We start from the raw sequence: 15,642 nt of genomic DNA, 5'->3' as shown, positions 1-15,642 counted from the left end.
CCTTCACCGGGGAATGGTCAGGCGACGGCGTCGTTCAGGCGGGCCGCCTGTTTGTCCTTCAGCGGGCCGATGACCGACAGGGAGGGCCGCCGTCCCAGGATCTCGCGGGCGACCTCGCGGACGTCGTCCGGGGTGACCGACGTTATCCGGGCCAGCATGTCGTCGACGGACATCTGCTCGCCCCAGCACAGCTCGCTCTTGCCGATACGGTTCATCAGCGCACCGGTGTCCTCCAGGCCGAGGACCGTGGAGCCCTGGAGCTGGCCGATCGCACGCCCTATCTCGTCGTCGGAGAGGCCGTGCTCGGCGACGTGGTCGAGTTCGTCGCGGCAGATCTTCAGCACGTCGTGGACCTGCGAGGGCCTGCAGCCGGCGTAGACGCCGAACAGGCCGCAGTCGGCGAAGCCGGAGGTGTACGAGTACACGCTGTAGGCCAGGCCCCGCTTCTCGCGGACCTCCTGGAAGAGGCGGGAGGACATGCCGCCGCCGAGGGCGGTGTTCAGCACGCCCAGGGCCCAGCGCCGTTCGTCCGTGCGGGACAGGCCGGGCATGCCGAGCACGACGTGCGCCTGCTCGGTCTTGCGGTCGACCAGCTCGACGCGGCCCGCGGTGCGCAGGGCCCGCTTGCCGCTGCGCGGGGCCACGGGGTCGGCTGCGAGGTCCTTGAGGGCACCGGCCTTCTCGAAGGCGGCACGGACCTGTCGTACGACCTTGGCGTGGTCGACGTTGCCGGCGCAGGCGACGACCAGGTGCGTCGGGTCGTAGTGCTTCTTGTAGAAGCGGCGGATGCGGTCGGCGGTGAGGGCGTTGACCGTGTCGACCGTGCCGAGGACCGGGCGGCCGAGGGGGTTGTCGCCGAACATCGTGTGCGCGAACAGGTCGTGCACGCAGTCGCCCGGGTCGTCCTCGGTCATGGCGATCTCTTCGAGGATCGCGCCGCGCTCGACGTTGACGTCCTCTTCGAGGATGAGGGAGCCCGTGAGCATGTCGCAGACGACGTCGATGGCGAGCGGCAGGTCGGTGTCGAGCACGCGTGCGTAGTAGCACGTGTACTCCTTCGCCGTGAACGCGTTCATCTCACCGCCGACCGCGTCGAGCGCGGAGGAGATGTCCAGGGCGGACCTGCGGCCGGTGCCCTTGAAGAGCAGGTGCTCCAGGTAGTGGGTGGCGCCGTTCAGGGCCGGGGTCTCGTCGCGGGAGCCGACGTGCGCCCAGATGCCGAAGGTCGCGGAGCGGACCGAGGGCAGGGTTTCGGTGACGATGCGCAGGCCGCCGGGGAGGGTGGTCTTGCGGACCGTGCCGATGCCGTTCCGGCCCTTGATGAGGGTTTGGGTACGGGCGACGGCCCGCGCCTCCGAGGAGGTGCGGGCCGTCGCCTGGAAGCCGCGGGACGTCACTTGTCGCCGTCGTCCTTCTTCTCGTCGCCGTCTTCGCCCTCGATGACCGGGATCAGGGAGAGCTTGCCGCGGGAGTCGATCTCGGCGATCTCGACCTGGACCTTGGCGCCCACGCCGAGGACGTCCTCGACGTTCTCCACGCGCTTGCCGCCGGCGAGCTTGCGGATCTGCGAGATGTGCAGCAGTCCGTCCTTGCCCGGCAGCAGCGACACGAACGCGCCGAAGGTGGTCGTCTTCACGACCGTGCCCAGGTAGCGCTCGCCGACCTCCGGCATGGTCGGGTTGGCGATGCCGTTGATCGTGGTGCGGGCGGCCTCGGCGGACGGTCCGTCGACCGCGCCGATGTAGATCGTGCCGTCGTCCTCGATCGTGATGTCGGCGCCGGTGTCCTCCTGGATCTGGTTGATCATCTTGCCCTTGGGGCCGATGACCTCGCCGATCTTGTCCACGGGGATCTTGACGGTGATGATCCGCGGGGCGTTCGGGGACATCTCGTCCGGCGTGTCGATCGCTTCCATCATCACGTCGAGGATGTGGAGGCGGGCGTCACGGGCCTGCTTGAGGGCCGCGGCCAGGACGGAGGCCGGGATGCCGTCCAGCTTGGTGTCGAGCTGGAGGGCGGTCACGAAGTCCTTCGTGCCGGCGACCTTGAAGTCCATGTCACCGAAGGCGTCCTCCGCACCGAGGATGTCGGTGAGGGTGACGTAGTGCGTCTCGCCCTCGATCTCCTGGGAGATCAGGCCCATGGCGATACCGGCGACGGGGGCCTTCAGCGGCACACCGGCGTTCAGCAGCGACATGGTGGAGGCGCAGACCGAGCCCATGGACGTCGAGCCGTTGGAGCTCAGCGCCTCGGAGACCTGGCGGATCGCGTAGGGGAACTCCTCGCGCGTCGGCAGGACCGGCACCAGGGCGCGCTCGGCGAGGGCACCGTGGCCGATCTCGCGGCGCTTGGGGGAGCCGACTCGGCCCGTCTCGCCGGTGGAGTACGGCGGGAAGTTGTAGTTGTGCATGTAGCGCTTGCGGGTCACCGGGGAGAGGGTGTCCAGCTGCTGCTCCATGCGGAGCATGTTCAGGGTGGTGACGCCCAGGATCTGGGTCTCGCCACGCTCGAACACGGCGGAGCCGTGGACCCGCGGGATGGCCTCGACCTCGGCGGCCAGGGTGCGGATGTCGGTGACACCGCGGCCGTCGATGCGCTTCTTCTCCTTGATGACGCGCTCACGGACCAGGGTCTTGGTCAGCGAGCGGTACGCGGCGGAGATCTCCTTCTCGCGGCCCTCGAACTCCGGCAGGAGCTTCTCGGCGGCGAGCGCCTTGACGCGGTCCAGCTCCGACTCGCGCTCCTGCTTGCCGGCGATGGTCAGCGCGGAGGCGAGCTCCGGCTTGACGGCGGCGGTGAGCGCCTCCAGGACGTCGTCCTGGTAGTCGAGGAAGACCGGGAACTCGCCGGTGGGCTTGGCGGCCTTCGCGGCGAGGTCGGCCTGGGCCTTGCAGAGCACCTTGATGAAGGGCTTCGCGGCGTCCAGACCGGCGGCGACGACCTCCTCGGTCGGCGCCTCGGCGCCGCCCTCGACCAGCTTGATGGTCTTCTCGGTGGCCTCGGCCTCGACCATCATGATCGCGACGTCGCCGTCCTCCAGGGCGCGGCCCGCGACGACCATGTCGAAGACGGCGTCCTCGAGCTCGCTGTGCGTCGGGAAGGCCACCCACTGGCCACTGATCAGCGCGACGCGGACGCCACCGATCGGGCCGGAGAAGGGCAGGCCGGCCAGCTGCGTGGACGCGGACGCGGCGTTGATCGCGACGACGTCGTACAGGTGGTCGGGGTTGAGCGCCATGATCGTGGCGACGACCTGGATCTCGTTGCGCAGGCCCTTCTTGAAGGAGGGGCGCAGCGGGCGGTCGATCAGGCGGCAGGTGAGGATCGCGTCCTCGGAGGGACGGCCCTCACGGCGGAAGAAGCTGCCGGGGATCTTGCCGGCGGCGTACATCCGCTCCTCGACGTCCACCGTGAGGGGGAAGAAGTCGAGCTGGTCCTTGGGGTTCTTGGAGGCGGTGGTGGCCGACAGCACCATGGTGTCGTCGTCCAGGTACGCCACGGCGGAGCCGGCGGCCTGCTTGGCCAGGCGGCCCGTCTCGAAGCGGATGGTGCGGGTACCGAAGGCGCCATTGTCGATGACGGCCTCGGCGTAGTGGGTCTCGTTCTCCACTAGTGTTCTCTCCTCGTCCTCGTCTCCCGGCCCGTGTGGCAGGGGGACGGTTGCGGAGAAGCGCGCCGTGCTGTGCGGGCCGGTCTTCGATCGAAGCACCCGGGGGTCACTCTCCCGGGGGCCACTACCGAGGACCGGCGGCGGCTGGGTGCGCCTCTCCTCTTCTTGTCGTGCTGTGTCGTCTTCTTGTCGTGCTGTGTCGTCCGTATTGCGTTGTGCTACCACACTACAAAGCAGTGGTGACACTCCGCACGTACAGCAAAGGGAGCGGCCCCCATTCTCCGGGAACCGCTCCCCTCACGGCGTCTTACTTGGCGCCCGCCGCACCGCGGCGGATGCCGAGGCGGTCGACCAGCGCGCGGAAGCGCTGGATGTCCTTCTTCGCCAGGTACTGGAGAAGGCGGCGACGCTGACCCACGAGGATCAGCAGACCACGGCGGGAGTGGTGGTCGTGCTTGTGGGTCTTGAGGTGCTCGGTCAGGTCCGAGATGCGGCGCGAGAGCATGGCGACCTGGACCTCGGGAGAGCCGGTGTCGCCCTCCTTCTGGCCGAACTCGGTGATGATCTGCTTCTTCGTAGCGGCGTCGAGCGGCACGCGTACTCCTCGTAGTCTGTGATGGCCACCGAGTGCCCCCGGTCTGTGTCTCGGGGGAGCTTCCATGACTCGGAAGGCGGGGATCCGCTGGGCGCGGCCTCCAGAGCGGTGAGCTCCGGGGGTGCGTACACAAACGGCCGTCGACCAGGGTACCAGGCGGCCGGGGCCCTCTTTGCCCTGGTCCTTCGAACGCCCCGGCGGAGCGGAGGGGGCCACTAGGGTGGGCAGATTCGGATCGTTCGTACGTCGGGAAGGGGTCGCTGCGGCATGGCGGAGACGGCTGAGGAGATCAAGGCACGCAAGGAGCGGGAGCGGGACGAGCTCTACGCCCTCGACATCTCCGGTGTCGAGTGGCACAGCGCGCCGGGTACCGAGGGGCACGAGGAGCGGGTCGAGATCGCCTACCTGCCCGAGGGGGCCGTGGCGATGCGGTCGTCGCTCGACCCGGACACGGTGCTGCGCTACACGGAGGCGGAGTGGCGGGCGTTCGTGCTGGGGGCCCGGGACGGGGAGTTCGATCTTGAGCCGGGGGCGCGCAGTGGGGGGCCTGGCCCGGAGTGACGGGCGGGCACGGGAGGCCCTACCGGGTCGTCGGACAGTCCCGACGGCCCGGTCATCGAGTCGGCGAGTCCCTGTGCGGCGCTGCCTCGTGGCGGTCGGCGACGTGTCCGAGCGAGCGGGAAACGGGTTCCACGACGGCCCTGCCGCCGCCGCTGCCCCGCTGGACGGCGGACCGGCGCCCCGCGACGTCGGTCGACGCTTCCCGCAGGTCTGCTGGATTCGCCGCCCGGACGGACCGGGTGGACACGGATGGCAGCAGGGCGGGGCTCAGCTGGTCATCGAGCGGACTGCCGAGTACACGTCGAACACCGCCAGGGTCAGCGGCACCAGGGTCAGCAGCACGAAGCCCTCGGCGATCTCCAGGAAGCGTCCCCAGAACGGGGTGAGGCCACCGCGCGAGACGATCAAACCGATCGCCGTGAGGAGCGCGGCCGTCGCGGCGATCGCCGCGACGAGCCAGATGGTCCGGATGTCGAGGTCGCTGCGGTCGCCCGTGAGGGCCTCGCGGACGACCGAGTGCGGCGGATTGAGTGCCAGCCCCAGGCCGAGCAGTACGAGAGAGGCGAGACCGGCGGCCAGGACGGGGGCCACCTGGCCGGTGTACCGGAAGAGATGGGCGCGCATCAGCATGGCCAGGCCGGTCGCCAGGGCCAGGAGCTGGGCCCAGACATTCTCGGAGAACCCGAGGACCGCCGAGGAACCGACGGCGAGCAGTGCGCAGCCGCCCACCAGACCGACCAGGAGTTCGTGTCCACGCCGTGCCTGGGCGGCGACCCGCTCGGCGTCGACCGGCTCCTGGGGGGCGGGGTCTGTGTCGTACGCGCTGCGCGGGGCCGTGTTCGGGGTGTCGAAGCCGATCGGGAGCCGGGCGAAGCGCATCGACAGCCCCGGCAGGAAGGCCAGGCCTCCGACGGCGATCGGGGCGCACAGGGCGGCGATCTCGGAAGGCGACCAGTCGGCGAGGATCGCCGCGAACACGGCGATCAGACTGATGGCGGAGGCGACGACGAAGCCGACGAACGGGCCGTCCCCGCTCGGCGAGCACAGGGTGAGCAGGACCGAGGCCAGCAGCACCGCCGCACAGGCGAGGAGGAACTGGAGCCGGCCGATGCCCTGTCCGTCGGCGAGCGGCAGGAGCCCCGAGCCCGCCACGCCGACGTTGGGGAGCGCGCCGAGCCCCAGGGCGATGGCCGAGGCCCGGTCGTCGTAGACCCGGGCGCGCACGCAGGCCAGGACGACCAGGAGGACACCGGCGACGCCGGCGAGGATGCCGGGCAGGCTGTTCATGTCGTGCAGCGGGTCGCCCATCCAGGCCACGAAGGCCAGCAGGACAGGCAGTACGCCTCCCCCGACGAGACCCGCCGCGCGCGTCAGGTCGCCGCTCCACAAGGTGCGCTCGCTGGTCACGGCGGAGGCGACCGCCTCGGAGACGTCGTCGAAGACGGCGGGCGGCAGCGACTCGGCGAACGGGCGCAGCGCGAGGAGTTCGCCGTCGAGGATGCGCTGGGCGGCGAAGGAACGGGCACTGTCGAGGACAGTGCCGTCCCGGCGGACCAGGTGGTAGCCGACGGGCGCGCCCTCGGCGGGGCTTTGCCGGGTGAGTGTGAGGATCTCCGGATACAGGTCGGCGACCGGGATGTCGTCGGGCAGCGCCACGTCGATCCGGCTGTCGGGCGCGACGATGGTGACGCGGCAGAAACCGAGACCCGTGCCCGCCCCGGCGGGAGTTCCCGTTCCGGGTCCCCTTCCGGTGACTGCCGCGGAGGCCGTCATGCTCACCTGCTGCTCCCCCTCAGTGATGATTCTTTACCCACGGTACGAAAGTCCTGCGCGGTTTCCCGTCCCCTGTGACCGATCGTGCGGCGAGGTCGCGGGAACAGCCCTTGGTGCCGGTCGCCGGGCTTCCGCAGTCGGCGGGATCTGACGCAATGCCCCGTTCGCTCCGGCTCAAGTCGCGTGTGCCGACGAGAACTTCCGGCACCCTATCGCCCTTGCGTCCGAGGGAATCAGTAGGATCGCGCGGCGGCCTGCGTCCGCCTGACACGGGGCGGCGGACGGACTCTCGGGCTGGTCAAGGGAATGGATGCCAGTGAGCCACATCGTCGTGAAGCGCCCGCCTCGGGTGCTGCCGTCCGAAGTGTCCACGCAGGACATCATCCTGCAGCCTCCGCCGGAGCTTCCGCGGGGCCACCGGGAGAGCGTGCTGATGCAACTCCTGCCGACGTTGGGCATGGGTGGCTCGGTGGTCTTCTTCTTCACGAGCGGACAGCCGTTCATGAGGATCATGGGCATGGTCATGATCGCCTCGACCATCGCCATGTCCGTCGCGATGGTGATCCGCTTCCGTCGCGGCTCCCAGGGGGAGTTGGCGGACATGCGCCGCGACTACCTGAGCTACCTGGCGCAGACCCGGCGCACGGCCGTCGACACGGCGAAGGCACAGCGTGACGCGCAGTACTTCCTCCACCCCTCCCCCGAACAGCTGTGGGCCCTGGTCGCGGAGGGCAGCCGGGTGTGGGAACGACGCTCCGGTGACGAGGACTTCGGCCAGGTTCGCATCGGCCTCGGCGCGCAGGCCCTCGCCAGGGCCCTCGTCGCCCCCGAAACCGCCCCGGTCGAGCAGCTGGAGCCGCTGACCGCGGGTGCGATGCAGCGCTTCCTCGCCGTCCACAGCACCCTGGACGACCTGCCGATGGCGGTCTCGTTGCGTGCCTTCTACCACGTCACGATCAGCGGCGACCCGCACTCCGTACGGTCCTCCGCCCGGGCCATCACCGGCTCGCTGGCCGCACTGCACTCCCCGGAGGATCTGCTCATCGTGGTGGCGGCGGGACGCGAGGCCCTGCCCCACTGGGAGTGGGCCAAGTGGCTGCCGCACGTCCAAGCGCCCGGGGCCGTGGACGGAGCGGGCAGCCGCAGGCTGATCGACAGCGACAGCCGCGAACTGGAGAACCTCCTCGCCACCCGGCTGACCGGCCGCCCGCGCTTCCACCCGAACGGGGCGCCCCTGCCGGAGGAGCCCCACATCGTCGTCGTACTCGACGGTCTCACCCTGCCGCCGGACTCGGTCCTGGCCAATCCCGAAGGGCTCCAGGGGGTCACCGTCCTCGAGGTGATCCCCGGCGACCTCATCACGGGCGGCGGCGAGCTCTCCATCGTCGTACGGCCCGAAGCGCTGCACCTGGAGTCGGGACACGGCGTCGTCTACGAAGGGACCCCCGACGTCCTCTCCTACGAGTCCGCCGAAGCCCTCGCCCGGCAGCTGGCCCCGCTGCGGATGGCCTCCGGCGGTGACGACGACGAACCACTTCTCGCCAACCTGGAGTTCACCGATCTGCTGAACCTCGGTGACGCGGCGTCCGTCGACACCCAGCGCACCTGGCGGCCGCGGTCGCTGGCGGAGCGGCTGCGGGTGCCGATCGGTGTCGGCGAGGACGGCCGCCCCGTGATGCTGGACCTCAAGGAGGCCGCGCAGGAGGGCATGGGCCCGCACGGCCTGTGCGTCGGTGCCACCGGCTCCGGCAAGTCGGAGCTGCTGCGCACGCTGGTACTGGGCCTCGCGGTCACCCATTCGTCGGAGACGCTGAACTTCGTCCTCGCGGACTTCAAGGGCGGCGCGACCTTCGCCGGGATGGCGCAGATGCCCCACGTGGCGGCCGTCATCACCAACCTCGCGGACGACCTCACCCTGGTCGACCGCATGGGCGACTCCATCCGCGGCGAACTCAACCGCCGCCAGGAGATGCTGCGCGACGCGGGCAACTACGCCAACATCCACGACTACGAGAAGGCCCGCGCGGCCGGTGCCGCCCTGCAGCCCATTCCGTCGCTGGTGCTGGTCATCGACGAGTTCAGTGAGCTGCTGACGGCGAAGCCCGACTTCATCGAGATGTTCGTGCAGATCGGCCGCATCGGCCGGTCACTCGGTGTGCATCTGCTGCTGGCGTCGCAGCGCCTGGAGGAAGGCCGCCTGCGCGGTCTGGAGACCTACCTGTCGTACCGGGTCGGTCTGCGCACCTTCTCCGCCGCGGAGTCCCGCGCGGCGATCGGCGTACCCGACGCCTATGAGCTGCCGAACGTCCCGGGCTCCGGCCTTCTGAAGTTCGGTACGGACGAGATGGTGCGTTTCAAGGCGGCCTACGTCTCCGGCGTGTACCGCTCGGGCACGCAGCGAGCCGCGCTGGGCGGCGGCCCGCTGCCGATGGACCGGCGGCCGGTGCTGTTCACGGCGGCCGAGGTGCCGGTGCAGTACGTGGCTGTGCCACAGCAGCGCCCGTCGACTTCGGACGGTCCGGAGGTCGACGACGCGCTCGCCGACACCGTGCTCGACGTGATCGTGCGCCGGCTGGAGGCCCAGGGCCCGGCGGCTCACCAGGTGTGGCTGCCGCCGCTGGACAGTCCGCCGCCGCTCGACGAACTCCTGCCCGGCCTCACAGCGGTACAGGGCCGCGGCCTCACACAGCCGGGCTACGAGGGGGCTGGCCGCCTGGTCGTGCCCGCGGGCCTGGTGGACAAGCCCTACGAGCAGCGCCGCGACCCGCTCTGGGTCGACTTCTCCGGCGCGGCCGGCCACATGCAGATCATCGGCGGCCCGCAGTCCGGCAAGTCGACACTGCTGCGCACCCTGATCTCGGCGTTCGCCCTCACGCACACGCCGTACGAAGTGCAGTTCTACGGCCTCGACTTCGGCGGTGGCGGCATGGCGGCGGTGGCCGGCCTGCCGCACGTGGGCGGGGTCGCCTCGCGCCTGGATCCGGAGCGGGTGCGGCGCACGGTGGCCGAGGTGTACGGCGTGCTGAACCGTCGCGAGGAGTACTTCCGCTCCGCGGGCATCGCCTCGATCGCGGACTTCCGGGCCAGGCGGGCCCGGGGCGAGATCCCGGTCACGGACCAGCCCTGGGGCGACGTGTTCCTGGTCATCGACGGCTGGGGCAACTTCCGCGCGGACTACGAGGCGATGGACCAGGTGATCCACGACATCGCGGCGCGCGGTCTCGGCTACGGCGTCCACCTGATCCTCACGGCCTCACGCTCGATGGAGGTCAGGGCCAACCTCAAGGACCACCTGATGAACCGCCTGGAGCTGCGGCTCGGCGACACGATGGACTCCGAACTGGACCGCAAGGTGGCCGCGAACGTGCCGGCGGGGGTGCCCGGCCGCGGACAGGCGCCGCAGAAGCTGCATTTCATGGCGGCGGTGCCGCGCATAGACGGTCTCACCTCCGACACGGACCTGGCCGACGCCACGGCCGCCCTCGCAACCGAGGTCTCCCGGCACTGGCAGGCCCCCGGCGCCCCCGAAGTCCGTCTGCTGCCGCGCGAGTTCCCGGCCGATCGGCTTCCTCCGGGCGATCGCTTCCCGCGCCGCGGCGTCGCCTTCGCCCTCGACGAGGACAACCTCGAACCGGTCTTCGTGGACTTCGAGCAGGACCCGTTCTTCCTCGTCTTCGGCGAGAGCGAGTCGGGCAAGTCGAACCTGCTGCGGCTGCTGATCAAGCAGCTGACGCAGCGGTACTCGGGCGACGAGGCCAAGCTGTTCGTCATCGACAACCGGCGCTCGCTGCTGGACGTGACGCCGTCGTCGCACCTCGCCGAATACATCCCCATGTCCAATTCCATGGACCACCACATGGCCGCCCTGGCGGACCTGATGAAGCGCCGCACACCGACCGCCGACGTCACCGCCCAGCAGCTGCGGGACCGGAGCTGGTGGCGCGGACCCACGGTGTACGTCGTCATCGACGACTACGACCTCGTGGCCACGTCGAGCGGCAACCCGCTGGCGGGACTGACGGAACTCCTGCCGTTCGCCCGGGATGTGGGGGTGCGGTTCATCATCGCGCGGTCTACGGCGGGCGCGGGGCGGGCGTCTTACGAGGCGTTCATGCAGCGGGTGAAGGAGCTGGGGGCGCAGGGGGTTGTGCTGGCCGGCGATCCGGGTGAGGGAGATCTGCTGGGCGGGGTTCGGCCGCGTCCTATGCCTGCGGGGCGGGGGGTCTTTGTGTCTCGGCGGGGGGGGAAGCCGTTGGTGCAGGTGGGGTTGAGTCCGGAAGGAGCGTTCTGATGGTTGGGGTAGGGATCTTCCTGCTCCCGTTGGCTCTGGTGCTCGTCGGGCTCGGTGCGGCCGATCAGCGGGCGCTGTGATGGTGGATTTCTGGAGCGTTCGCTCTGGGATCCTGAGGTGAACGACCCGTCGAGCTCGAGGTATCGGTGGCAGCGGATCGTGGCGTTCGTCTGGGCAGTGGCAATGATTGAGGATGGTTGCGCGTAGGTTTGCGATCGCGGCTCAGATGTGACTTGAGGGGAAAGTGTGTGGGGTCCGAGACTCGCTTGAACGGGCTCACGAGCCCGGTCTGTTACGCGTTCGACAGAGTGACCGTGCATCGGACGGTATTACGGGGACACGGGGAAGGGGTCCGACGCCATGGCGTGGGATGAATGGGAGCAGCTGAAGTCGCAGGCAGCTCAGGACGGCTCAACGCGGATGCAACTGAACCAGCTGGACCCTGGCGACGGCGGACGACCTGCGGCGGATCCGAGCCACTATGGCGACCTGAAGGTCAGCCAGAAAGACCTGGCGAAGATCGGCCAGAACGCCTTCGACCTGTACGACGATCTGTGGAACAAGGGGCGCAGAGCGGTCCCCACCAGCGAGAGCGCCGCTGGAACCCTGACAAAGGGCGGGTTCGCCCTCGGCAGCGCACTCCAACACGTGGCGCTCCGCTGGGACCAGCAGCTGTCCTCCCTCCGTGACGCGTGCGCACACATCTCAAACCACATGCGAGTCACCAAGAATTTGCACGCCGACGACGACGGCTACATCCGCCGGCAGATGAGCAGCATCGACCTGCTGGACGCGGGCTTCGACGAGCGCGTCGGCCCTCCTGGCAAGCAGAACTCGGTCTACGGCGAACCCGATGACAAGAAGGGCAAGGACTAATGGATCTCGACGCCCTTCGCAAAGCCGACTTCAGTTTGCTCGACGATGCCGTTGACGACTGGTCGACGATGGTCAAGGACCTGGAGACACTGAAGGAAGAAGCCGAAAAGGGCCTTCGAGGCACTGCCAACAAGGCCGAGTGGGCGGGTGTCAACGCCGACGTCTCCAAGGAGTTCATCGGCAAGACGACCGAGGAGTTCAAGGACGCACACGGCCAGGCGGACTCCATCTACAAGATCCTCAGGGACACCCGGAACGAGCTGAAGGGCTACAAGGGGCAGCTCCTCGACGCCATTGAACGGGGCCGTCAGAAGAAGCTGACGGTGATCGGTTACGAAGGGGGCTTCACCGTCACCACGGATGTCCCGCCGGAAGGCCGCGTCCAGGAGGACAAGGACAACAAAGGCGAAATCACCGCGCTTCGAGACGAGCTCCAAAAGATCCTCGACAAGGCCACGGAGAGCGACAAGTCAGCCAGCACGGTCCTCAAAGCCATTGCCGACCAGAGCAGGCTGGGCTTCTCGGACGCCAACTACAACAGCCGGGACGAGGCGGCCGACGCGATCAAGAAAGCCGACGAGCTGGCCAGGCTGGCGAAGAAGAAGCCCGAGGACCTCACCCCCGCGGACTTCGACCGGCTCAACAAGGGGCTCAAGGACTACGCGGACGACGAACTGTTCGCGGAGCGCTTCGCCACGACCCTCGGACCGAACGGGACGCTCAACTTCTGGACCGGTGTCAACGATCCGCACAGCGCCTGGGAACTGGGCCATAAGCGGTCCGACAAGTTCGACGACCTGCAGAAGAACCTCAGTCTCACGCTTGCTACGGCATCACAGAGCGACAGCGCCGACATGTCGGACTGGAAGTACAGAATGACCGACCTGGCGGACAAGCCCGTGGGTCGCAACGGCGGTTTCCCCCTCGGGGTGCAGGTCATGACCAACCTGATGCGGTTCGGCAACTACGACGACCGATTCCTCGCCGACTACGGCGACAAGGTGATCGAGACGGAGAAGAAGTTCACGGGCAACGGGCGCCACGGGGCTTGGACCCGCACGGGCGGCGACCAGCTCCTCAACCGCACCGGCACCGACTCGGGCTGGGACCCGATGACTGGGTACCTCAAGGGGCTGTCCAATAACCCGGATGCGGCTACGGAGTTCTTCAACGGCACCTTCGTTACGAAGGATGAGGATCACGATTTCACGCACGACACTGACGGGGACGGGAAGGAGGGAAAGAGGACTCTCAGCAACTTTGACTACCTGTTCGAAGAGCGCGACTGGCCACAGGACACGGATAACAAGGGCGAGGACAGCATCGCCGGGCGGAACTATCTTGCTGCTGCTTTGGAGGCGGCTACTACGGGGCATCCGGCGGGAGAGATTCCTACAGTGGATACGCCATCGCACAATGCCGAGCAAAGCAAGCTCATGCAGAGCTTGGTTTCATCCATCGGAGAAGACCCCGAGCGCCTGACCAAGTACGGCTATATGTCCGACAGTGTCGGTCAGATCACTTCGGAGTATCTGCCGGACATGAACCGGGCCATGAGCGACGTTCCAAGGGACTCCACGTCGGAAAAGTGGCAGAGTATCGAGAGGCTGTACCCGGTTGCCGGCTTCGAGGCCAAGCTGGAGCACACAGACGTAACCAAGCTCCTTTTTGCTGTCGGTCAGAACGAACAGGGGTACGCCGCTGTCGAGGTCGGCCAGAAGGCGTACATGGGAAAACTGATGGACCACCACTTGGACCCGACCCTGCCGGCAGATCAGCGGGTCTCCGACGATCACAAGCTCGTCATCGAACAAATCGCATCGCGGTCGGGTGAAGTATCTGGGACCCTCAACCTCGGTGTGCGGGAAGCCATCGGGTCTGAAGCCTCAGACAAGGACAAGGACTACGAACACTCGGTTGCCCAGCGTAAGAACATGATTTCCGGCGGGGTTGGCACCGTCGTTGGGGTGGGAACCTCTTTCGTTGCAACCCCTTGGGTGGGAGCAATGGTTGGCGGGGCCGCGGGAACAGCGACCAGCACGGTACTGGAGTCGGTATATAAGGACGCTGAAGGTCACGCCCTAAGCGATGCCCAGAAGACCGGTGGGCAATTCTGGACTGAAGGGCAGGTAAGAAATGGCACGATCGCAGAGGATGGAGCGCGAGCCGCGGCGAGAGAACATGATTCGCTAGACGTCGACGATGCTGGAATGATTGCGCGCGAGGCCGCACGTCAGGGCTATCTAAATTCACAAGCAATTGTCGAAGGGCAAGCCCCCGGAAGCTTGACCGATTTCTGATCACTTCGACCTGATAGAGGACCCAGCATGACGCCCGACCGAACGACCCTTCGGAAGTTCCGTCTGATCTCAGCAGCCATACTCACAACCCTCACCTTGGCGATTACGGGATGCGGCGGCGATGAGCAGAAGCGCGAATATGCGATTCCTATCACTCTGTGCGGAACTGCTGTAGACAGCGACGCTCTTACTCCCTTCCTTCCCGCAGGACAGAAGATCACCGTGAAGGATAAATCCTACTCTGGAGCTAAGGGGTGTCAGGTCACTGTAGACAGCAAGTTGATTTTCACCACCAGCCAGGTATGGCTAGAAGAGGGTAATACGACGGCCTTCGTAGCGGCCAGGCAGTCCCTCAACAGGGCCAGCCATTCCGCAGAGTCAGGAAGGTTCCGGTACTCCGAATACGAAGCATTTGGAAAAGCCCGGGGCTGCGTCGACACCAAGTACAAGCAAGAGCTCTATACCATCATGCAAGCATCGGGCTCAAACCATAGGGACGCCGAAGCCATGAAACGCCTCATCATTTCATATACCAACGAAGTCGAGAAATCAGCTGAATGCAAGGCAGGAGCCTTGTAGCGAAGCAGCCAATCATTGCTGCCGTTGAAGGAACACTGGCCGATCACATCCTGAGGAATCGGATCACCCACCCGAAGCCGCACTCCTTGGACTTGTCGGGCAATATGAATACTCCAGACGTGTCGACGCGGCCGTCGAGAAAACGACCCTGCAGAGCATCTCCTAGTTTCTGGATCGTGTGGATCATCCGCTTGGGGCGGGAGTTGACGCGGCAACACCACCGGGCGTGAAGCTGGCGAACTTCAGAGGGCCTGAGGTGACCACCGACGACACATTCACCTAGCTACGCCAGCTCCATCGTTGAAAAATGGCCGCGCCATCTATCAGCAGAACTGACTGCATTACCCACCAACGCCCAAGTCATCGGGGATGTTCGGCTCATTGGTACATGCCAGCTCATCCCGCAGCGTGCGAGCCAGCTTGACGGCCAACTGCCGGTGGAACGCCTCCGAGACTCTCGGGGGACCCGGCGCGCTGACCCTAATTTCGAGAAGCACCTGGGCCTGCTCACTTGCGCCCTTGATGGCACAACGAAAAACAAGATCGACGTCCCGGCCCACGCCTGAGGGGTCAGCTGCGTAGACGTCCGCGGCTGCACGATGCCAGCGTTCGGTGTTGGTCTGCACGGCCTTCAGGGAGTCTGCTGCCCACCTCGCCGTCGAAGTAAAACGGCCGTTGCCCGAAATCCCACAGGCGTCGTACTCTTCGAATCCCATGAATTTGTCGTAGGGGTCAATCGCTTCTTGAGTCAGACCTTCCTTGAGCTGCTCAACAGAAAGAGCGCTATTGGAGAACTTGAGATCGCCGGAATCAAGAGTACCCCGCAGAGACTCCATGTTCTTTGCTCCGAGCAGGCCGTTACAGGTTTTCCACTGCGTGGGGTATTCTTCGCTCAGCTCAGCTCCGGAGCAGCCGGAAAGCACGACACCTGCGACAACGACGCTGAAAACCGGAAAGAGTTTGCTGCCGATCACGCCAAATCACCTTCCCTCCCATCCCAGAGGCGTCAGCCTGTTCCGGCCTACAGTTCGGGCGGCATCTTGAAGCCGGGCCGGAA

General features: G+C 67.1%; 10 protein-coding genes. 5 read left to right on the top strand and 5 right to left on the bottom strand.

Annotated features, from left to right (window positions below; genetic code table 11):
* Window positions 1-17: 17 nt before the first annotated feature.
* The 3 genes from A4E84_RS29290 to rpsO all read right to left on the bottom strand — a co-directional run bounded on the left by A4E84_RS29290 (window position 18) and on the right by rpsO (window position 4,205).
* Window positions 18-1,397, bottom strand: coding sequence for a M16 family metallopeptidase (locus A4E84_RS29290; RefSeq protein ID WP_062929402.1), 1,380 nt, complete (start codon window positions 1,395-1,397; stop codon window positions 18-20).
* A complete protein-coding gene (locus A4E84_RS29285; protein ID WP_062929401.1) occupies window positions 1,394-3,610 on the bottom strand; it encodes a polyribonucleotide nucleotidyltransferase in 2,217 nt (738 codons plus the stop codon). Before A4E84_RS29285 ends, A4E84_RS29290 begins: the two co-directional genes overlap by 4 nt.
* Window positions 3,611-3,917: 307 nt before the next feature.
* On the bottom strand, window positions 3,918-4,205 hold the full coding sequence (gene rpsO, locus A4E84_RS29280; RefSeq protein WP_003993372.1) for a 30S ribosomal protein S15: 288 nt from the start codon (window positions 4,203-4,205) through the stop codon (window positions 3,918-3,920).
* A 267-nt stretch (window positions 4,206-4,472) separates the two neighbouring features.
* Here rpsO and A4E84_RS29275 point away from each other — a divergent pair, with 267 nt between their 5' ends.
* Window positions 4,473-4,766, top strand: a complete 294-nt coding sequence (locus tag A4E84_RS29275) for a DUF397 domain-containing protein (RefSeq protein WP_062929400.1) — start codon at window positions 4,473-4,475, stop codon at window positions 4,764-4,766.
* A 267-nt stretch (window positions 4,767-5,033) separates the two neighbouring features.
* On the opposite strand, the gene eccD is transcribed toward A4E84_RS29275, so the two are convergent.
* Entirely contained in the window at window positions 5,034-6,545 is a 1,512-nt protein-coding gene (eccD, locus tag A4E84_RS29270; protein ID WP_418082225.1) for a type VII secretion integral membrane protein EccD, read from the bottom strand.
* A gap of 310 nt (window positions 6,546-6,855) precedes the next feature.
* On the opposite strand from eccD, the gene eccCa reads away from it, so the two are divergent.
* The 4 genes from eccCa to A4E84_RS43050 all read left to right on the top strand — a co-directional run bounded on the left by eccCa (window position 6,856) and on the right by A4E84_RS43050 (window position 14,585).
* Window positions 6,856-10,830, top strand: a complete 3,975-nt coding sequence (eccCa, locus tag A4E84_RS29265) for a type VII secretion protein EccCa (RefSeq protein WP_167455421.1) — start codon at window positions 6,856-6,858, stop codon at window positions 10,828-10,830.
* A 360-nt stretch (window positions 10,831-11,190) separates the two neighbouring features.
* Window positions 11,191-11,706: a hypothetical protein gene (locus A4E84_RS29260; protein ID WP_062929399.1), complete on the top strand. Its 516-nt coding sequence runs from the start codon at window positions 11,191-11,193 to the stop codon at window positions 11,704-11,706.
* The gene (locus A4E84_RS29255; RefSeq protein WP_062929398.1) at window positions 11,706-14,006 is read left to right on the top strand and encodes a DUF6571 family protein; all 2,301 of its coding nucleotides are present in this window, start codon (window positions 11,706-11,708) and stop codon (window positions 14,004-14,006) included. The genes A4E84_RS29260 and A4E84_RS29255 overlap by 1 nt, the downstream gene beginning before the upstream one ends.
* Window positions 14,007-14,033: 27 nt before the next feature.
* On the top strand, window positions 14,034-14,585 hold the full coding sequence (locus A4E84_RS43050) for a hypothetical protein (protein ID WP_159029629.1): 552 nt from the start codon (window positions 14,034-14,036) through the stop codon (window positions 14,583-14,585).
* A 341-nt stretch (window positions 14,586-14,926) separates the two neighbouring features.
* Here A4E84_RS43050 and A4E84_RS43045 read toward each other — a convergent pair whose 3' ends face one another.
* On the bottom strand, window positions 14,927-15,559 hold the full coding sequence (locus A4E84_RS43045) for a hypothetical protein (protein ID WP_159029628.1): 633 nt from the start codon (window positions 15,557-15,559) through the stop codon (window positions 14,927-14,929).
* Between the last annotated feature and the right edge of the window lie 83 nt (window positions 15,560-15,642).

Source organism: Streptomyces qaidamensis (assembly GCF_001611795.1).
In the GTDB taxonomy this organism is placed as follows: Bacteria; Actinomycetota; Actinomycetes; order Streptomycetales; family Streptomycetaceae; genus Streptomyces; species Streptomyces qaidamensis.
Note: the sequence above shows the minus strand (reverse complement) of the source record. Positions and strands in the feature narration are given on the sequence as shown.